Genomic DNA, 18,864 nt, shown 5'->3' with positions numbered 1-18,864 from the left:
TGCAGGTCATCGAATAAGTTGTGCTTCACAACATATCTCATGACGTAGGGGGCGTCCAGCCCCTACAGTGAAGGGATGCCGTCCTCCCCGACTCCCGCACCGGGCACCCGCGCGAACAATCTCGCCCGCATCCTGCGCCTGGTGCACGAGGACGGCGCGCAGTCCAGAGCGGCGCTGACCGAGCGGACGGGGCTCAACCGCTCCACGATCGCCGACCTCGTCGCCGAGCTCGTGCAGCGGGGACTCGTCGACGAGCGGGTGCCGGACGTCCCCGGCCGCGTCGGTCGCCCTTCTCCCGTCGTGACGGCATCGGCCAACGTGGTCGCGATCGCGGTGAACCCCGAGGTGGATGCGATCGAGCTCGCCGCGGTCGGGCTCGATCGCGGAATCCTCGTCCGAGAGCGCCTGCTGAACGAGGCGCTGCCCACGCCCGACGCCGTGGCCGCGACGATCGTCGATCGGATCGCCGCCTGGCGACGCGGTCCGCTCGCCGATTCCCGGGTCGAAGCGATCGGGATCGCGGTGCCGGGGCTCGTCCGCTCCTCCGACGGAGTGGTGCGCAACGCCCCTCACCTCGAATGGGCGGACGTGCCGCTGGCCGAGCTCGTGGCGACAGCGACCTCGCTGCCGACCGTCGTCGACAACGATGCGACCCTCGGAGCCATCGCCGAGCACCGGTACGGCGCCGGCCGTGGCATCGACGACATCGTCTACCTGAACGGCGGGGCGTCGGGCATCGGCGGCGGTCTCGTCATCCACGGGCGGCCGGTCGCCGGGGCGGGTGGCTACGCGGGGGAGTTCGGCCAGAACCGGCCGCGCATCTCCGCCGACGAGGACCGCCGCACCGCCGACGGCGTGCTGGAGGCGGAGGTGAGCCGTCGGCTGCTGCTCGACGCGGTGGGCCTGGAGGCTGCGGACGACGAGACGCTCGACACCGCACTGTCCGCGGCCGAGTCGTCGACCGTCACCGAGGAGATCACCCGGCAGTCGCACGTACTCGCAAGCGCGCTCGCGAACGCCGTGAACGTGCTCAACCCCGCGCTCATCGTCCTCGGCGGGTTCCTCGCCACTCTCGCGGAGCTGCGCGGTGTGCAGATCGCGGATGCCGTCGCCGAGCTCGCCATGTCCGAAAGTGCCGAAGGGCTGCAGATCCGCCAGGCCGCGCTCGGCGCGGACCGCCTGCTGATCGGTGCGGCGGAGCTGGCCTTCGCCGATCTCCTCGCCGATCCGGGGGAGCGGAGCTGATCCTCTCGCGAGGATGATCGGAACGGACCGGAGAAGTCGGGTGACCGGCCCCGCGCGGGCGGCACGATGGTCGGGAAAGGAGGATCCCATGATCGGAACGCTCAACGCCCTGGTCGATCTCGTCGAGACCGACCGAGCGGAGGACCTCGACGTCGGCGGGTTCGCCCGTGCGCACGGCACGACCGAGTACCACCTGCGGCGGATGTTCTCCGCGCTGGCAGGCATGCCGCTGTCGGAGTACGTCCGTCGCCGGCGCATGACTCTGGCCGGAGCGGAGCTCGCCGCCGGCGCACCGCACATCCTGGATGTCGCGGTGCGTCACGGGTACGGCTCGGTCGAGGCGTTCGGTCGCGCATTCCGCGCCGTGCACGGCATCGGTCCGGCAGACGCGCGCCGAGACGGGGGTCCTCTCCGCACACAACCCACGCTCCGGTTCCGCCTGAGCGTCGAAGGGAGCATCCCGATGGACGTCACCATCACCACCACCCCCGAACTGGTCCTCGTCGGCCATGCCGCACGAGTCCCGCTCATCCATGAGGGAGCGAATCCGCATATCCAGGCCCATATCGCATCGATGGCGCCGCAGGAGCACTCCAGGCTCAAGGAGCTGAACGACACCGAGCCGAGCGGCATCCTCGCCGTGACCGCCGACATCGCGCCTGATGCTCCGGAGGGCACCGAGCTCACCTATCTGCACGGCGTCTCGCTGCGGCCGACGACGCCGGTGCCGGCGGATCTCGACGTCCTGCGGGTGGAGCCGGGGGCATGGGCGGTCTTCGCCGCCACCGGTCCGTTCCCCGAGACGCTGCAGAGCCTCTGGGCGGCGACGGCGACCGAATGGTTCCCGTCCAATCCGTGGCGACTGCGCCCCGGGCCGTCGATCGTCCGCTATCTCGAGTTCACCGGCGCACACGCGTCGTGCGAACTCTGGCTGGCGATCGAACCGGCGTGACGTCATCGAGTGGCGGCGCGAGACGCGCCGCCACTCGATGTCGGGCGTCCGTGCCACACTGTGCCGGACGGACCGTGGGCCACTGGCGGTCCGCGCGGGAGAGGGAGACGCGATGGCGATCGATCCGAAGAAGACGCTCGACGCCTATCGGGCGAAGCGGGGCGAATTCCGACTGCTCGATGTACCCCCGATGCAGTACCTCATGGTCGACGGCGCCGGCGACCCGAACACTGCGCCTGCGTACACCGAGGCGGTCGCGGCGCTCTTCCCGATCGCCTACACGCTGAAGTTCGCGAGCAGGGAGCAACTCGGCATCGACACGGTCGTGATGCCGCTGGAGGGGTTGTGGCATGCCCCCGACACGGAGTCCTTCACCTCGCGGCGCGACAAGTCGGCCTGGCTGTGGACGCTCATGATCCTGATCCCCGACCACGTCACGAGCGAGATGTTCGCGACGGCCGTCGACACTGTCGAGGCGAAGCTCGCCGCGAAGAAGCAGTCGTCTCCGTCGCTGCGCACGGTGCGGATCGAGAGCCTCGACGAGGGCCTGTGCGTGCAGACGCTGCACGTCGGTTCGTACGACGACGAGGCTCCGGTGCTCGACAGGCTGCACAACGAGTTCATCCCCGAGAACGGACTGCGGATGACCGGCCTGCACCACGAGATCTACCTCAGTGACGTCCGAAGAGTGGATCCGTCGAAGCTGCGCACGATCCTGCGGCAACCCGTCGAACGCGTTTGAGTCTCGCAGTTCCGTGACGTCGGCCCACGTGTCGCGCAAGCCCCCTGAGGAAGATCCTCACCGTCGATATCCTGCACAGATGAGTACCCCCAAGGACGCCGCGCGCACGGCCCAGCGCTCCGACTCGTTCCGACGCATCGCACGTGCCGGCTTCGTGGTCGTCGGCGTCGTGCACATCATCATCGGTGCCATCGCAGTGTCCATCGCCTCGGGCGGCGGCGGGGATGCCGATCAGGACGGCGCGATGGAGCAGATCCGCTCGACGCCCGTCGGCGGCCTCCTGCTCGGAGTGATCGCGGTCGCGCTGATCGCGCTCGCCGGATGGCAGATCGCGAGCGGACTGCTCGCTGCGGGCAAGGAGGCCCGCAAGTGGGGGATGCGGATCAAGCTGATCGGCATCGCAGCCGCGTACCTCGTGATCGCCGGACTCGCGCTGATCTTCGCTTTCGGCGGGCACGTCGAATCGGAGCAGACCTCGCAGACCCTGAGTGCTGTCGTGCTCGCGGTACCCGGCGGCGGGGCCGTGCTCAGCATCCTCGGTCTCACCGTGGCCGGAGTGGGTATCGGCTTCATCGTGATCGGATTCACGCGCGGATTCGAGAAGACCATGGACGTGCCGGACGGAGTCTCGCGACCGGCGATCGTCGGTCTCGGCGTCGCCGGGTACATCGCGAAGGGCGTGGCGGTCGCCGTCACCGGAGTGCTCTTCGTCGTCGCCGCGTGGACCCAGGACCCCGACAAGGCAGCGGGACTGGATGCCGCGCTGCGCAGCCTCATCGAACTGCCGCTCGGGCGCGCGATCCTCTGGCTCGTCGGAGTCGGCCTCGCCGTCTACGGCGTCTTCTCGTTCGTGCGGGCGCGCTTCGCCCGCATGTGAGACGCCGCCTCTCAGGCGGCAGCCGGCTTCTCGCTCCACACGAGCAGGAACGCTCCGAGTCCGATCATCAGCCCGCCGCCGGTGGCGCTCATCACCTCGAGGCGGCGGGGTGAGCGACCGAACCACTCGCGGGCACCGCTCGCGAGGAGCACCCAGACGGCGTCGCACGAGACACCGATCGCGACGACGATCGCACCCAGCACGAACAGCTGCATCGGCACCGAGCCTGCGTGCAGGTCGACGAACTGGGGCAGGATCGCGAGGAAGAAGGCGATCGACTTGGGATTCGTGACCCCCACGACGAATCCCTCACCGAGAAGACGTGCGCCGGAGCGCTTCTGCGGCGCGCCTGCCGTTGCGGCGGCGGCATCCTTGCGGTGCCTGATCGCCTGAATGCCGAGGAAGACCAGGTATCCGGCGCCGAGCACCTTCACGACGGTGAAGAGCACGATCGACTGCGCAACGACGGTCCCGACGCCCAGAGCGACCGCGACCACCAGCACGATCGAACCGAGCGCAGTGCCCAGGATGCTGAGGAACCCGCCCATCCTGCCGAGCGCCATCGCCCTGCCGATCGTGAACAGCACCGTCGGCCCGGGGATGACGACCATGACGAACGCCGCCACGACGAAGGTGGCGAGGGTCTCGACGCTGAACATGCTGCGAGCCTACGGTGCCTCGGTCGGATCGGATCAACGGAATATCGGTGGCCCCGTCATAAAACCTCCGCGCTCGAGTCTGGATATATGACGGGCAGCCTCGGCCACCTGTCTTGCACTGGGGACTAGACGCAATTTGGGGACAGGCGATCGCTTCGCCGCCTTGCCAGAGACGGCAGGCGGCCGACCGCCGGAATCGGGACGCACATGAGCATTCGCTCACATCGACGGGGGAGAACACCCCGCACCGCAGTCACCGCGTGGTGGCGCGCCATCGTCGTGGCGGTGGGTGCGGTCGTCGTCGCGACGTCCCTCGGCATCACGCCGCCCCAACCCCCGACCGCCCAGGCGGCCGCTGGGGTCACCGAAGCCCCGACCGTGGTGTTCACGGAGAACTTCGAGAACGGCATGACCAACCTCGCCACGGGCGCGAAGTCGTACACCACCGCCAACGGCGCAGCGCAATACGTCGGGGCGGCGGGACAGACCTACACCGGCAGCACCTCGTGGATCAACGGAAACCGCTGCAACGGCGTCATCCTCAGCTACAACAACTCGCTCGCTCCGGCGTGGGCGTCCACGCCGGTGCTGACCAACAAGTGCAGCACCGTCGCCGGAGTGCAGAGCTACAACGGCATCCGCACGCTCGCGAGAGCGATGGGTGTGGTGACGGGCAGCGGCGACAACGAGCACATCGTCTCCGGCTACACCGAATGCCAGCTCACCGCTCTCGGCAACACCGGCACCTGCGATGTCATCGGCTCTGGACCCACCAACGGCGTGATGTTCCAGACGACGACGTCGATCCCCGTCACGCCCAACCGGTATTACACCTTCAGCGTCGACACCGTGTACGGCAACTGCGCGAACCCCGCCAGCACCACGACGCAGGCGAGCGATCCGCAGTACCAGTTCCAGCTGGTCGACGGAGGAGGACTCGCCACCAACGTCGGCGGTGTCCTCAACGGGTGCCGACCGAGCCCGACCCGTCAGACCGTCGTCGTGAACCGTCCGCTCGCGGTGGGCACCAACACCACCATGACCGCCTACGTGCAGTCGCTGCAGGCCACGTCGGCCTTCCAGTACGCGGGCAGCTCGCTCGGCATCAAGATGTACAACGCCTCGGGCGTCACGAACGGCAACGACGGCGGGTTCGACAACATCCGACTCCTCGATGTCACCCCGAGCCTGGACAAGTCGTTCTCGCCGACCGTCGTCACTCGTGGTGGGGTATCGAAGCTCACATTCACCATCACGAACACGACCGACCTGCTCGCCAAGAGCGACTGGACGTTCACGGATGCACTGCCCACGGGACTGGTGATCGCTCCGACGCCGAACATCGGCGGGACGTGCGCGCAGGTCACCGGCAATGCCCTCGTCCGCACGACGGTTGCCGGAGGCACGTCGATCGCGGTGACCGGCGGAGATCTCGCCCTCGGGCAGGCCAGCTGCACGATCACGGTCGACGTCACGTCCAACACCGACGGCACCTACGTCAACGGCCCGGCCAACGTCACCACCAACCTCAACCCGCCGGAGAACGCGTCGGTCGAGTTCATCAAGCCGTCCATCGACCTGGTGAAGACCTCGAACATCGCGAACTACGACTCCGTCGGGGACATCGCGACGTACACGTTCGTCGCCACCAACACCACACCGAAGGCGCTCACGAACACGGTGGCCAACACGAGCCTCACCAACGTGACCATCACCGAGGACTCGTTCTCGGGTGTCGGGGACATGAGCACCCTGGTGTGCGACAAGCCGGCTCCGGTGACGCTCGCGAGCGGGGCGAAGCTCACCTGCACGGCGACCTATGTCGTGCAGCAGAGCGACCTCGACAACGCACCGCTGACGAACGTGGCGCGTACCACCGGCACTCCGGCCACCGGCCCGAACGTCACCGACACCGACGACGAGATCATCCCGGCCGTCTGGACGCCCGCACTGCTTCTCGACAAGACGGTCTCGATCGTCGACGTCGATCAGGACGGCGTGACGGGTCTCGGGGACCACCTCCTCTACGCCTTCGACGTCACCAACACCGGCAACGTCACCGTCGCAGGGATCGCCGTGGTCGACGACCGGCTCACGCAGCGCAGCATCACGGTGACCTGCACTCCGGCGACGATCGCCCCGGCCCAGATCGCGCACTGCGTCGCGAACGCCCCGTACGTCCTGACCCAGGCCGATGTCGACGCGGGAGAGGTCGTGAACACGGCCCACTCGACCGGCACAGATCCCGACGGCGGGCCGGTGCGGTCCAACGACGACAGCACCACGACTCCGGTCGAAGCGTTCCGGATCCCATTGCAGATCGAGAAGATCGGGGAGTCGAGCGACGACACGTGGGTGCGCATGGACGGCTCCTCCTTCGCGATCCTCGAGGACGTGAACGGAGAGCCGGGAACGGCGCTGCCCTTCACCCTCGACGATGTCGAGACCGGGCTGTTCCAGATCGACGGCATCCCGGCCGGAACGTACTGGCTGAGCGAGCTGGCGGCACCAGACGGCTTCACCCTGCTGGCTGCTCCCGTGCAGTTCGTCATCAATGCCGATCGCACGGTCAGCATCACCGCAGGCGGAGATGAGGCTGTCACCGCCACCGGGCAGCTCATCACCGTGCGCGACGTGCCGGCGATGCTTCTTCCGACGACCGGTGGAGCAGGGCCACTGCCCTACCTCCTCGCCGGTTCCCTCGTCGTGCTGATCGCCGGCGGACTGGCCCTCCGGGTCCGCCGCCGCAACGCTCACGCCGAGACCCACGACCCGCAGGCCTGACCTGCAGGACCCGACCACCACCAGCTGAACACCTGCCAGGGCGACCTGGCCACCGAGAGAGAGACACAGTGAACACTCCGAACACCCCACGCGGTTCCCGCGTCGCGGCCGGCCTGCTCGTCGCAGGTATCGCCGCACTGACCCTGGCGGCTCCCGCGAGTGCGGCGACGCCCAACCTCGTCGACCCCGACGCCGTGGGATCGCTGACGATCCACAAGTACGAGGCACCGGAGACCCCGACGGGACTGCCGAACGACGGTACCGAGCAGAACGTGGCACTGCCGCCGCTCGCCGGCGTCGGCTTCACGGTCTACAAGGTCGACACCATCGATCTCACCGGCAACCAGGGCTGGATCGACGCGAGCGACCTCGCCGACCTGAACCCGGACAGCGTCGCCGACATCACCGCGGCCGGCTACACGGCCAGTGCCGTGGGTGGCGAGACGTTGACGGATGCCAACGGCGAGATCGCTCTGGCGAACCTCGACCTCGGCGTCTACTTCGTGGTCGAGACCTCGCCGCTGGCGGGATCCACCGGCGTCGCGCCGTTCCTCGTGACGGTGCCGCTCACGGATCCGGCGAATGACGACGCATGGCTCTACGACGTGCACGTCTATCCGAAGAACGCCCTGACCGCCGCGACGAAGACCGTCGAGGACTCGGCCGACATCAAGCTCGGCGATGAGATCGACTTCACGATCACCGCCGACATCCCGAACGTCGCCGTCATCGACGGATACAAGGTGGTCGACACGCTCGACAGCAAGCTCGACTACGTCAGCGCCGCCGTGACCCTCGCCGACGGCACGGCGCTCGCCGCGACCGACTACACGATCACGCACGACGCGGCCACCAACGCAGTGACGGTCGAGTTCACGGCCGCCGGCCTCGCAGTGCTCGCCGCCCACAACAGCACCGAGGTGCAGGTCGTCATCACCGCCGCCGTCAACGAGATCGGCGAGATCGCCAACACCGCGGTGCTGTACCCGAACCTCGGATCCTTCACCATCACCCCCGGCGAGCCCGGCGGGCCCACCGTGACCCCCGAGGTCATCACCAAGTGGGGCGACATCACGGTCGAGAAGACCGACAAGGCCGGTGCACCGCTGACCGGTGCCGTCTTCTCGGTGTACCCGACCCAGCAGGATGCCGCGGACGGCACCAACGCGATCGCTCTCGGCGGCGCGACGGAGTTCGCCGTCGCAGCTGACGGCACCGTCACCATCTCGGGCCTGCGCTACTCCGACTGGGCGAACAACGCCGCAGTCGCCGCAGGCGACGCGGGCTACCAGACGTACTGGCTCGCCGAGATCGTGGCTCCCGACGGGTTCGAACTCCTCGCCGAGCCGATCGAGTTCACCGTCACCGCAGCCACCACGGCTGTCGGTGTCGACCTCGAGGTCGTCAACGTGCCCTCCAACGCCGGATTCAAGCTGCCGCTGACCGGTGGTGCCGGCACGACGCTGTTCATCGCCGGAGGCGTACTGCTGCTCGGTGGAGCAGTCCTGCTCGCGATCCGCAGCCGCCGCAAGGCCGCCATCGAGGCGTAAGCCGCAGACCGGCCGTGCGGGGGAGGTGAAGAGCTTCCTTCCCCCGCACGGCCCATTCGTGTTTCACCTCCCTCACCTGAAAGCGCTGATGACCCTCCTCGACACCGCCTCATCGGATGCCCCCGCGCCGCGTCCGTCGACCGTTCGCGCGCGGCGGGCACGCTGGGGGTGGAGCCAGACGATCGTCATGCTCATCGCGACCATCGGCGTCGTGGTGCTGGTCTATCCGACGGCCGCGTCCTGGTTCTCCGCCTGGAGCCACGACACTGATGTCGACGGCTACGTGCAGTCGGTCGAGCAGGTACCCGATGAGGCGATCTCGGAGATGCTCGCCGAGGCAGAGGCCTACAACGAGGATCTGCCCACCGGTCCTCTCCGTGATCCGTACGCGCTCGGCGCCGACGGCCAGCAGACGGCGATCGGTGAGGGCGCCTCGGCATACTTCGACACGCTTCGTCTCGAGGGGACCGACGCCATGTCGCGGGTCAGGATCCCTCGGATCCACGTCGACCTGCCGATCTTCCATGGAACCGATGAGGAGACGCTGTCCCGTGGGATCGGACATCTCTACGGGTCGTCACTGCCCGTCGGCGGAGCGGGGACCCATTCGGTGCTGACAGGTCACAACGGCTTCGTGCAGGCGACGCTGTTCGATGACATCGATCAGCTCGTGTCCGGCGACATCATCGTCGTGACGACCCTGGGGGAAGACCTCTACTACGAGGTCGATCGGACCATCACGGTGCTGCCGGACGACACGGAGGCGCTTCGCCAGGTGCCGGGCAAGGACTACATCACGCTTGTGACCTGCACGCCGACCGGAGTCAATACGCACCGCCTTCTGGTGCGGGCCGAGCGCATCGACGCGCCGGCGGAGGCATCCGGTGCCGCCACGATCGCCGACACGACAGATCCTGCCGGGTTCCCCTGGTGGGCGCTACTCGTGATCGGTGTTCCCGCGCTCACCTTCGTCATCCTCACCCCCCGCAGGGCGCGCACGTCTCGCGCAGCACGTGCGGGTCGGCCAGGCGCTGGTCGACGTGGCGCGGCACGCCGTGCCACGCACGTCGAGGGGCCGACAGCACCATGACGACAGACGTCCGTACGAGGCACGCTGCCATCGAGGACGGGGAACCGGAGCCGGACGGAGGGCCTCCCTCCTCGCGCCGGGTCCGTAGGCGGATGCGGGCATTGCTGCTGACGAGCATCGTGCTGGTGACTCTCGGGGCCGTCTTCCTGGCCGCGTCGGTGTTCGCGCCCGATCTGGTCGACAAGACCACCGGGAACGTCAAGGTCGCGGTGCAGAAGCAGCTGCATCAGCTGCTCGCGCCGGACGAGCTGCCCGAGATCCGGCTGGGGGGCGAGGGCGGCATGGTCGAGCTCGATCACTGCGACGGCACGTTCACCGAGATGATCACGTATCGGATCGACGAGGTGCCCCCGCTGTTCGCTGCGCACAACAACTGCGGCGGCGACATCATCCTCGGCTGGGAGCTCGGGCAGCGCGTCAGGGTGGCGGGATCCGACACGCTGTACGAGGTCGTCGAAGAGCGTCACACGCCCAAGTGGTCGAACGTCGAGGTGCTGGTCGGCATGTCCGGCGAGTTCATGGTCCAGACCTGCTTCTACGGCGAGAACAAGATGCGGTTCCTGGCGCTCGCGCCGGTAGGGTCGCCGGCGGAGAGCGACCGGTGAGCGTCGTGCGCAGAAAGTTCCTCGGGATCCGTCACGATTCGGAGCTGTCAGGGTCCTGTAAGTATGGCCTCAGGCCTCGCGACGGTTACCCTGCCGGCGCCCCGCTTCACGTGATTCGTTCCTCCCCGGCCGAATCCCGTCCGGCGGATTCGACCCTCACGAGAGTCGATGGGACGAGGCGCCCCCAACGCCTCGTCCCACTTCCGTCGGCCACCGGCCGCCGCGGCCCGGTTCCGCGATGGTCGTCCAGGTGGGGATGCGCATGAGCCCGCCACCGCCGCACGACCCGGACGTGCTCCTCGATGGGCTTCCAGACGAGCCGTCGGACGAGCAGATCCTCGCAGCCGTCCGCGAGGGGGACATCGGCGACTTCGCGCTCCTGTGGCAGCGTCACGTGGACGCCGCGCGTCGAGCGGCGAAGGCGATCGAGCCGGCCACCGATCCGGACGACCTCGTCAGCGAGGCGTTCGCCTCCATACTCCGCGTGACGAAGAACGGAGGGGGGCCGCGCGACGTCTTCCGTCCCTATCTCTTCGCAGTCCTGCGCAACACCGCAGTCCGTTGGCGCCGTCGGGGGAGGACGGTATCGATCGAAGTGCTGTCGGAACGGGATCTGGCTCCGGACGTCGTCGACCCGATCGAGAGGATGGCGGAGCAGTCCAGCGTCGCTGCAGTCTTCTCGACGCTGTCGGCCCGGCACCGAACCCTGCTCTGGTATCTCGAGGTCGAGGGCATGAAGCCGAGGGATCTCGCACCGCTCATGGGGATCACACCGAATGCGGTGTCCGCTCTCGCCCATCGCGCGAGGGAGAGCTTCCGACGGGCGTGGTTGACGGCGCACATCCACGACCCGTCGAGGCCGGAGGAGTGCCGCTGGTTCTGCGGACGACTGGTGTCGCAGCGTGATCTCCCGGTCAGCGGCGACGACGAGAGGCGCTTCCGCGATCACCTCGCGGAATGCCGAGGATGCCAGGTGGTGTTCGCGGAGATCGACACGGTGACCCACAGGCTGCGCTCCATTCTGCCTGTCGCCGTCCTGGGCGGAGCCGCGGCTGACGCGTACGTCCGTGCCCCCGAACAGGCATCGGCCGCGATCGACCCGCTGCTCCCGCACCAGGGCGGACCCGTGAGCGCGCACGCCTCGGCATCCGTTCCGCTGAGCGGCGTGGCGGTCCCGGCGGCAGCCGCGCTCGTGGTGGCGGTGGCCATCGTGCTCGTCGCGGGCGCCCTCAACGCTCCGACCACGCACACGGACGGCCCTTCGGCCCCCGCCACGCGCGCGCAGGCGTCGGATCCAGTCGTTCAGACCGATGCAGTTCCGACGGAGGCGACTCCGCCGACCGACACCGTCCCGACTGATTCCTCGAGGGAGGCCGACTCGGAGCAGATGGACATCGGCACTCGTCCGCCGACCGCGGTGCCGCCCGCTTCCTCGGACCACCGCGCGATACAGTCAGTCGCACCGTCGCCGATCCCGGTGGATGAGCCTGCACCCGCACCGCCACCGACACCCGATCCCGCGCCGGTGCCGATTCACTCTCCATCGCCCATGCCCTCACCCGGATCGGAGTCCGGTCCGCCGAGCGCAGACACGCCTCCGGCGTTCCGCGTGACGCAGACCATTTCGCAGGACGCCTTCGTCCCGCCGCTGATCGAGGGCTTCGGTCGGCCCGGCGTGCTCATCTCTGCACTCGACGAAGCGGGCGTGGTGCTGACCACGACCACTGTGGGCGACGACGGGTCGTTCTCGCTCGATATCTCCGGCGATCTGCTCCATCACGGCATGACGGTCCGGGTCCGAGTGAGCGACCCCGAATCGTCGGAGACGTGGAATGTCGTCACCATGGGTCCGCTGACCTTCGCGGTCCCGCAGTCGGCGACCACAGCCGGCGAATCCGGCGACGGCTCCGAGCGACCGGCGGACTGCGCGCACCTGTTCGCAGAGCGCGGATCGTGGATCGAGGTCGTGGACCTGGAGGGACGCTCGCGGATGCTGCGGGTGCCCCTGGCCGGAGGTGACGGGGAACTCGTCGAGGTCGAGACGGGATGCTCCTGCGTCGCCGCCCGGTATGTCGATCCCGCTACAGGACGTGCGGGAATCACCGTCCTGATCGGCGACGTCCGATGAACCGCTCAGAGGGGAGGGCGTGCGGATGCCACACCCCGCAGGTCCTTCCCGTGCCCCCCAGAAGAAGTATGCATACGGCCCCGCTCCGAGTACTACCTTTCCGACAGGACGTCTCATGACTACCGCACCGCATGCCCCCACTCGCACCCGGGTAGACCCGGACGCGAGCGACGACGAGCTGGTGCTCGCCACCCGAGCCGGCGACAGTCGCGCCTACGGGGTCCTCTGGGATCGCCACGCACCTGCGGCGAAGCGCGCTGCACGGGCCATCACGAACTCCATCGATCCCGAGGATCTCGTCAGCGAGGCATTCGCGAAGACGTTCAGCGCCATCCGCAACGGCGGTGGCCCCACCGACGCGTTCCGTCCCTACCTGTTCGCTGCGGTGCGCAGCGCTGCGGCGACGTGGGGCGGCAAGCAGAAGGACATTCCCCTCGAATACATCGATGATCTGCCGGTCGATGACTCCGAGGACTCCCTCGACCTGCTCTCCGACAAGTCGCTGCTGTCCACCGCGTTCAAGGACCTTCCCGAGCGGTGGCGGACGCTGCTGTGGTACCTCGAGGTCGAGGGCATGAAGCCCCGGGAGATCGCTCCGCTCATGGGCATGACGCCGAATGCCGTGTCGGTGCTGGCTGCGCGGGCACGCGAGGGATTCAAGATCGCGTGGCTCCACGCGCACATCAAGGAGCCGGGTCGTGACGAGGAGTGCCGCTGGGCGTGCGAGCGCATCGTGGCGCAGGAGCGCAAGCGACACGTCCCCCGCGCTGATCGTGCCCGCTTCGACGCGCACCTCGACGGCTGTCGGCGATGCACCATGGCCAGTGCCGAGGTCGCGCAGGCGTCGAGCAAGCTCAGGGCCGTCCTGCTCCCTGTGCTCCTCGGCGGGCCTGCCGCCGCGGCGTACTCGGCGGGGAGTCCGGCACCGGCGGGCGCAGCAGTCGATCCCGTCGGAACGGTGGCGCGATGGGGCGTCGTGGTCGGAGGCGTGATCCTGGTGGGGACGCTCGCGGTGGGAGTCGTCGCCGTGGCCGCGCAGCTCGCCGGCCAAGGCGCACCCGGTGTCGAAGACCCGCCGTCGGCGCTCGTCGTCGAATCGCCCTCACCGATCGTCACACCTGTCGCGGAGCCTGCGCCGGTCGCCGAACCGCAGCCGGTCGCAGAACCGACGCCGGTCCCACCGCCACTGATCCCCGCGACTGAGGATCCACCGGCGAGCGATCTCCTGACCGACCTTCTGACCGTACCCGGCGTGCCATCCGTTCCGGTGCGCCCGAGCATCCCGCCGACCTCCGGCCCGACCGATCCGGTGATCCCGAAGCCCCTCGATCGCGTCGTCACAGTCGTGTGGGAGGTGACCGACGCATCCGCGGTGCCGCCGGCGATCACGGGGACGGCGACACCCGGCGCGCAGATCGACATCCTCGATGAGGGAGGAGCGGTCATCGCGACCACGACGGCGGACGGGGCCGGCGCGTTCTCGGTGAGTCTCGGTCCGGACACCCTTCGGCAGGGGATGTCGATCGCGGCTCGACAGACTTCGCCCACCACGGGCGCGCAGACCAACAGCGATGCCGTCGGTCCGCTCGACTTCGCCGTGCCGACCGTCGTCGACTCGGGCACCAACACCTCGCGTGTCGATGCCGACGGTGATGGTGCAGAGGATGACGTCGAGCTGACGCTCCAGGGTATCGAGGGGGCGACGGTCTCCGTGGCCATCGATGGTGCGCCCCCCACGGAAGCGCTCCTGACCACCGGATCCACGGTCGTGGGCTTGCTCGACGTGCCGCTCGGTTCGCACGACGTCGTGGTCCGCTACCTCGACCCGGCCACAGGAGCTCTCGGTCTGGCGGAGCGGCAGCGCATCGTGGTGGTCCCCTGAGGTCGGCGCGGACGGGGCCAGGGTGACCCTGAGCAGCTCCTCGGATGAGAAGCTAGAAGGATGAGCATCTCCGGTGGGACCGACGAGGCCGCGCGCAGTGACTCCGCGTTGACGGATGCCGAGGTCCAGCGTCTGCGCGAGGACTTCCCGATCCTTCAGACGCAGGTCAACGGGCATCCGCTCGCCTATCTGGATTCCGGCGCGACCTCGCAGCGCCCCCTCGCCGTGCTCGACGCGGAACGTGATTTCGCCAGCACCCTCAATGCCGCGGTGCATCGGGGAGCGCACACCCTGGCCGCGGAGGCGACCGAGGTGTTCGAGGACGCTCGGGCCACTGTCGCGCGATTCGTCGGGGCGGATGACGGCGAGATCGTCTGGACGTCGAACGCCACCGAGGCTCTCAACCTGATCGCGTACTCGATCTCCAACGCCGCGTCCGGTCGAGGGGGAGCGGCGGCAGAGCGGTTCCGGCTCCGAGAGGGCGACGAGATCGTCACGACCGAGATGGAGCACCACGCGAATCTGATCCCGTGGCAGGAGCTCGCGGCGCGCACCGGCGCGACGCTTCGCGTCATCCCGCTCGACGACGACGGCGCGCTCCGGCTCGACGTCGCGGCCGAGATCATCGGCCCGCGGACGAGGCTCATCGCCGTCACCCACGTCTCCAACGTGCTCGGCGTGATCAACCCGGTCTCGACGGTCGTGTCCCTGGCGCGCGAGGTGGGCGCACTCGTGGTGCTGGACGCGTGCCAGTCCGCGCCTCACCTGCCGTTGGATGTCCGTGCTCTCGATGTCGACTTCGCGGTGCTGTCCGGCCACAAGATGCTGGGTCCGACCGGCATCGGAGCCCTGTACGGACGGCGCGAACTGCTCGAAGCCATGCCGCCGTTCCTCACCGGTGGCTCGATGATCACCACGGTCACCACCACCGAGGCCGAGTACCTGCCGCCGCCGCAGCGCTTCGAGGCGGGTACCCAGCGAGTGTCCCAGGCCGTCGCGCTCGCCGCAGCGATCGACTATCTCACGGCCGTGGGGATGCCACGGATCGCCGCGCACGAGGCGGCATTCGGTCGACGTCTCGTCGACGGCCTCGCTGCCATCGACGGTGTGCGTGTGCTCGGAGCGGGGATCGATCTGCCGCGGGTGGGCCTCGCGAGCTTCGACGTCGCCGGTATCCATTCGCACGATGTCGGGCAGTTCCTCGACGATCGGGGAATCGCCGTACGGGTGGGACACCACTGCGCGCAGCCCCTCCACCGCCGTTTGGGGATCATCTCCTCGACGCGGGCGAGCACGTATCTGTACACGACCGAGGCCGAGGTCGATGCCGTCATCGACGGGGTGCAGGCGGCCATCGACTTCTTCCGGAGGGGCGCATGAGCGACCTGCAGAATCTGTACCAGGAGCTCATCCTCGATCATTCCCGCACTCCGCACGGCTTCGGACTGCGGGAGGAGATCGCCGCGCAGTCGCACCAGGTGAATCCGACGTGCGGCGACGAGGTGACGCTGCAGGTGCATCGCGCCGACGACGGCAGCATCGAGGCGATCGCGTGGGAGGGGCACGGCTGCGCCATCTCGCAGGCATCCGCATCGCTCCTCGCCGAGCTCGCCGAGGGGCTCTCGGTGCCGGAGCTGCAGATCCGCATCGACGCCTTCCGAGAGGCGATGCGCTCTCGCGGCAAGATCGAGCCGGATGAGGAGCTTCTCGGCGACGTGGCCGCACTGGGCGGCGTCTCGCGATACGTCGCGCGGGTGAAGTGCGCGATGCTCGCCTGGGTGGCGGTCGAGGACGCGCTGCACAAGGCCTGATAGCGGCCGGCGTGACGCCGCACGCCCGCCGCCACTCGGTCGACTCGACGCCCTGTCCTCGAGCGCAGAGGATGGAGTCATGACAGTCCAGCTCGCCCCTCTGCCGTCCGACCGATACGACGACTGGTTCGCGACGACTCGTGCGCGGCTGATCGCCCTCCGGCACGACTCCGGATCCCTCGTGGGCGAGGACGCGGATGCCGCCGTCGACCAGTTCCTCGGCGAGATGCTCGCCCAGGGCCTCGAGACCCCCACCTCCGTGATCCTCACGATCGACGATGACGGCCGCCGGCTCGGCACGGTGTGGATCGCGGCGAACAACGGCATCCTGTTCCTGGTCGATCTGGCCTGGGCGGTCGCACCGGATGAGGGGCAGCGCGACGGGCTGCTCGCGGCGCTGCGCAGCTTCGCGGCTGATCATCGGGTCGACCGGATCAGCATCGCGGTCTTCTCCTCGGACGCCGAGGGGCAGGCGTTCGCCGCGGGTCGAGGATTCGAGGTGGCATCGATCCAGATGCTTCTCGAGCCCGTGCCGCATCGTGACGCCGCGCCGGAGGTCACTGTCCTGCCGATGACTCCCGAGCGCTTCACGAGCTTCGCGGCGGCGTCGGAGGCGGCCTTCGCCGACGACCTCGTCGCCTCCGGCCGGTACTCGCCGGAGGATGCCGCAGTCGAGTCGCACCGGCAGATGGTGCAAGAACTCCCCGACGGCATCGCATCCGCCGGGCAGGAGCTGTTCGTGGCGGAGGTGGACGGGGTCGAGGTGGGTGTGCTGTGGCTCGGCATGCGCACCCGGGGAGGCCGCCCGCACGCTTTCGTCCTCGACATCGAGGTCGGCGCGGAGCACCGTCGACGGGGGTATGGGCGTGCGATGATGCTGGCGGCCGAGCGCGAGGCCGTGTGTCTCGGGGCCGAGTCGATCGGCCTGCACGTCTTCGGGTTCAACGCCGCGGCGATCCGTCTCTACGAGAGCCTCGGATACCGTCGCCTCGAGGAGCGCTTCCTCCTCTCGATCTGACCGGACACGCGGCGACACGTCGGGAATAGTGTCAGGCCGTGCACGTTGGCCCCAACATGACAACTCTCGGAATCATCGGTGCAGGACACATCGGCAGCCAGATCGCGCGCGTCGCGGTGGCGAACGGATACGACGTCGTGATCGCGAACTCGCGCGGGCCGGAGACGCTCGCCGACCTCGTGGCAGAGCTCGGCCCGCGGGCGAAGGCGGCCACCGCCGTCGACGCCGCAGAGGCAGGGGAAGCGGTCGTCGTCACGGTGCCGCTCGGCGCCATCGACCAGCTGCCCGCCGAGCAGCTGGCGGGGAAGATCGTCCTCGACACGAACAACTACTACTTCGAGCGTGACGGCCACATCGAGGCGCTCGACAAGGGCGAGACCACGACCTCCGAGCTGCTCCAGAAGCAGCTGCCGACCTCGCGGATCGCGAAGGCGTTCAACCACATCCTCGCCTCCGACATCACGACCGACGGCACGCCTGCGGGCACTCCCGGTCGGCGCGCGCTCGCGACGGCCGGCGACGACGCGGAGGCGGTGGCCTTCGTCACCCGCTTCTACGACGAGGCGGGATTCGACACCGTGAACGTCGGTCCGCTGAGCGAGTCGTGGCGCGTCGAGCGCGACCGTCCCGCGTACGTGGTGAAGCAGAACGCCGAGGAGCTCACGGCGAACCTCGCGAAGGCGAATCGCCTGCCCTGACACTTCCCGCACACACGGTGAGCGGATGCGGGAGCATCCGCTCATCGTGCGCGTGTCGTGCGGGCTCGACCGGGGCGCGGCCGTAACATATGCGCTCCGTTGGGATACCAAACTTGTCGTGGGGTGTCCCGAGTGAGAGAATCCCGATATGGCGGGGGTGGGGGCAGCCGGCGAACTCGAGTCGGTCAGGGTGACGCGCATTCTGCGCGACGACATCATCCTCGGTCGTCGCGCGCCGGGCTCCCGATTGGTCGAGCGGGACATCGCCGCGGAGCTCAACGTCTCACGCCTTCCCGTGCGCGAGGCCATCCGCACCCTGGTGGGCGAGGGCGTCGTGGTGGCGCGGCCTCGGACCTGGGCGGTGGTGCGCGAGTTCACCCACCGCGACATCCAGGATTTCGGGGAGGTCCGTGAGGCGATCGAGACGCTGATCTTCGTCTTCGCCGCCGAACGGCATTCCCCTGACGGCATCGCCCGATTGCGCGACGCCTACGAGCGCGAGCACGCGGCCGCGAGCGAAGGCCGCACGGAAGCCGCCCGCATCGCGGCCGGAGAGTTCCACGAGATCTCGGCGGAGCTGGCCGGCAACGAGATGCTCGGCGAGCTGATAGGCGTCTTCGTCACGCGCCTGAGGTGGCTGTTCGGCCAGCACAACGACCTCCTCGCGATGGCGGAGGAGCACCGCATCATCCTCGAGGCGGTCGCCGCGCGGAATGTGGACGCACTCCGCGAGATCATCCCGCGTCACCTCGCCAGCGGGCAGGCGGCTGCGGAGCGCCGACTCAGCTCCGCGTCGCGCCCGAGCTGAGCATCCTTCCGAGCA

General features: G+C 68.7%; 16 protein-coding genes. 15 read left to right on the top strand and 1 reads right to left on the bottom strand.

Going from position 1 to position 18,864, the window contains the following annotated elements; genetic code table 11:
- Nucleotides 1–75: 75 nt before the first annotated feature.
- The 4 genes from BLW44_RS15305 (at nt 76) to BLW44_RS15290 (ending at nt 3,816) form a co-directional block, all read left to right on the top strand.
- On the top strand, nt 76–1,245 hold the full coding sequence (locus BLW44_RS15305; RefSeq protein WP_060928588.1) for an ROK family transcriptional regulator: 1,170 nt from the start codon (nt 76–78) through the stop codon (nt 1,243–1,245).
- A gap of 88 nt (nt 1,246–1,333) precedes the next feature.
- Nucleotides 1,334–2,197: an AraC family transcriptional regulator gene (locus tag BLW44_RS15300; RefSeq protein ID WP_060928589.1), complete on the top strand. Its 864-nt coding sequence runs from the start codon at nt 1,334–1,336 to the stop codon at nt 2,195–2,197.
- Between the two features lie 112 nt (nt 2,198–2,309).
- Nucleotides 2,310–2,939 carry a GyrI-like domain-containing protein gene (locus tag BLW44_RS15295; protein ID WP_060928111.1) on the top strand — a complete coding sequence of 210 codons (630 nt, stop codon included), beginning with the start codon at nt 2,310–2,312 and terminating at the stop codon, nt 2,937–2,939.
- A gap of 79 nt (nt 2,940–3,018) precedes the next feature.
- Nucleotides 3,019–3,816, top strand: a complete 798-nt coding sequence (locus tag BLW44_RS15290) for a DUF1206 domain-containing protein (RefSeq protein WP_060928110.1) — start codon at nt 3,019–3,021, stop codon at nt 3,814–3,816.
- A gap of 11 nt (nt 3,817–3,827) precedes the next feature.
- On the opposite strand, the gene BLW44_RS15285 is transcribed toward BLW44_RS15290, so the two are convergent.
- The gene (locus BLW44_RS15285) at nt 3,828–4,475 is read right to left on the bottom strand and encodes a LysE family translocator (protein WP_060928109.1); all 648 of its coding nucleotides are present in this window, start codon (nt 4,473–4,475) and stop codon (nt 3,828–3,830) included.
- A 207-nt stretch (nt 4,476–4,682) separates the two neighbouring features.
- Here BLW44_RS15285 and BLW44_RS15280 point away from each other — a divergent pair, with 207 nt between their 5' ends.
- From BLW44_RS15280 to BLW44_RS15230, 11 genes are all read left to right on the top strand, one after another.
- Nucleotides 4,683–7,259, top strand: coding sequence for a DUF7507 domain-containing protein (locus BLW44_RS15280; RefSeq protein WP_139305294.1), 2,577 nt, complete (start codon nt 4,683–4,685; stop codon nt 7,257–7,259).
- A gap of 68 nt (nt 7,260–7,327) precedes the next feature.
- The gene (locus BLW44_RS15275) at nt 7,328–8,809 is read left to right on the top strand and encodes a SpaH/EbpB family LPXTG-anchored major pilin (protein WP_060928107.1); all 1,482 of its coding nucleotides are present in this window, start codon (nt 7,328–7,330) and stop codon (nt 8,807–8,809) included.
- Nucleotides 8,810–8,897: 88 nt separating this feature from the next.
- A complete protein-coding gene (locus BLW44_RS15270; RefSeq protein ID WP_074731885.1) occupies nt 8,898–9,899 on the top strand; it encodes a class C sortase in 1,002 nt (333 codons plus the stop codon).
- A gap of 92 nt (nt 9,900–9,991) precedes the next feature.
- Nucleotides 9,992–10,504 carry a hypothetical protein gene (locus BLW44_RS15265; protein ID WP_060928106.1) on the top strand — a complete coding sequence of 171 codons (513 nt, stop codon included), beginning with the start codon at nt 9,992–9,994 and terminating at the stop codon, nt 10,502–10,504.
- Nucleotides 10,505–10,766: 262 nt separating this feature from the next.
- Nucleotides 10,767–12,632 (top strand): RNA polymerase sigma factor, encoded by a 1,866-nt coding sequence (locus BLW44_RS15260; protein ID WP_167347489.1) that lies wholly within the window; start codon nt 10,767–10,769, stop codon nt 12,630–12,632.
- Between the two features lie 115 nt (nt 12,633–12,747).
- Complete coding sequence (locus BLW44_RS15255) at nt 12,748–14,514, top strand: sigma-70 family RNA polymerase sigma factor (RefSeq protein ID WP_060928104.1); 1,767 nt, start codon at nt 12,748–12,750, stop codon at nt 14,512–14,514.
- Nucleotides 14,515–14,574: 60 nt separating this feature from the next.
- Entirely contained in the window at nt 14,575–15,894 is a 1,320-nt protein-coding gene (locus tag BLW44_RS15250) for an aminotransferase class V-fold PLP-dependent enzyme (protein ID WP_074731883.1), read from the top strand.
- Complete coding sequence (gene sufU, locus BLW44_RS15245; protein WP_060928103.1) at nt 15,891–16,325, top strand: Fe-S cluster assembly sulfur transfer protein SufU; 435 nt, start codon at nt 15,891–15,893, stop codon at nt 16,323–16,325. The genes BLW44_RS15250 and sufU overlap by 4 nt, the downstream gene beginning before the upstream one ends.
- Nucleotides 16,326–16,404: 79 nt before the next feature.
- Nucleotides 16,405–17,343 (top strand): GNAT family N-acetyltransferase, encoded by a 939-nt coding sequence (locus BLW44_RS17550; RefSeq protein WP_060928102.1) that lies wholly within the window; start codon nt 16,405–16,407, stop codon nt 17,341–17,343.
- Between the two features lie 56 nt (nt 17,344–17,399).
- On the top strand, nt 17,400–18,041 hold the full coding sequence (locus BLW44_RS15235; protein ID WP_060928101.1) for an NADPH-dependent F420 reductase: 642 nt from the start codon (nt 17,400–17,402) through the stop codon (nt 18,039–18,041).
- 148 nt (nt 18,042–18,189) lie between these two features.
- A complete protein-coding gene (locus BLW44_RS15230) occupies nt 18,190–18,849 on the top strand; it encodes a GntR family transcriptional regulator (RefSeq protein WP_060928100.1) in 660 nt (219 codons plus the stop codon).
- Nucleotides 18,850–18,864: the final 15 nt, after the last annotated feature.

Source organism: Microbacterium hydrocarbonoxydans, from assembly GCF_900105205.1.
Taxonomy (GTDB): Bacteria; Actinomycetota; Actinomycetes; order Actinomycetales; family Microbacteriaceae; genus Microbacterium; species Microbacterium hydrocarbonoxydans.
The sequence above is the reverse complement of the archived record's forward strand: the minus strand, read 5'-3'. Positions and strand labels throughout refer to the sequence as shown.

What these genes read in the sequence shown, in the direction of transcription:
- sufU (WP_060928103.1), top strand. Translation starts at nt 15,891, where the DNA reads ATGAGCGACCTGCAGAATCTGTACCAGGAGCTCATCCTCGATCATTCC.
- BLW44_RS15235 (WP_060928101.1), top strand. Translation starts at nt 17,400, where the DNA reads ATGACAACTCTCGGAATCATCGGTGCAGGACACATCGGCAGCCAGATC.
- BLW44_RS15265 (WP_060928106.1), top strand. Translation starts at nt 9,992, where the DNA reads ATGCGGGCATTGCTGCTGACGAGCATCGTGCTGGTGACTCTCGGGGCC.
- BLW44_RS15280 (WP_139305294.1), top strand. Translation starts at nt 4,683, where the DNA reads ATGAGCATTCGCTCACATCGACGGGGGAGAACACCCCGCACCGCAGTC.
- BLW44_RS15290 (WP_060928110.1), top strand. Translation starts at nt 3,019, where the DNA reads ATGAGTACCCCCAAGGACGCCGCGCGCACGGCCCAGCGCTCCGACTCG.
- BLW44_RS15305 (WP_060928588.1), top strand. Translation starts at nt 76, where the DNA reads ATGCCGTCCTCCCCGACTCCCGCACCGGGCACCCGCGCGAACAATCTC.
- BLW44_RS15295 (WP_060928111.1), top strand. Translation starts at nt 2,310, where the DNA reads ATGGCGATCGATCCGAAGAAGACGCTCGACGCCTATCGGGCGAAGCGG.
- BLW44_RS15255 (WP_060928104.1), top strand. Translation starts at nt 12,748, where the DNA reads ATGACTACCGCACCGCATGCCCCCACTCGCACCCGGGTAGACCCGGAC.
- BLW44_RS15300 (WP_060928589.1), top strand. Translation starts at nt 1,334, where the DNA reads ATGATCGGAACGCTCAACGCCCTGGTCGATCTCGTCGAGACCGACCGA.
- BLW44_RS17550 (WP_060928102.1), top strand. Translation starts at nt 16,405, where the DNA reads ATGACAGTCCAGCTCGCCCCTCTGCCGTCCGACCGATACGACGACTGG.
- BLW44_RS15250 (WP_074731883.1), top strand. Translation starts at nt 14,575, where the DNA reads ATGAGCATCTCCGGTGGGACCGACGAGGCCGCGCGCAGTGACTCCGCG.
- BLW44_RS15260 (WP_167347489.1), top strand. Translation starts at nt 10,767, where the DNA reads ATGAGCCCGCCACCGCCGCACGACCCGGACGTGCTCCTCGATGGGCTT.
- BLW44_RS15270 (WP_074731885.1), top strand. Translation starts at nt 8,898, where the DNA reads ATGACCCTCCTCGACACCGCCTCATCGGATGCCCCCGCGCCGCGTCCG.
- BLW44_RS15230 (WP_060928100.1), top strand. Translation starts at nt 18,190, where the DNA reads ATGGCGGGGGTGGGGGCAGCCGGCGAACTCGAGTCGGTCAGGGTGACG.
- BLW44_RS15285 (WP_060928109.1), bottom strand. Translation starts at nt 4,475, where the DNA reads ATGTTCAGCGTCGAGACCCTCGCCACCTTCGTCGTGGCGGCGTTCGTC.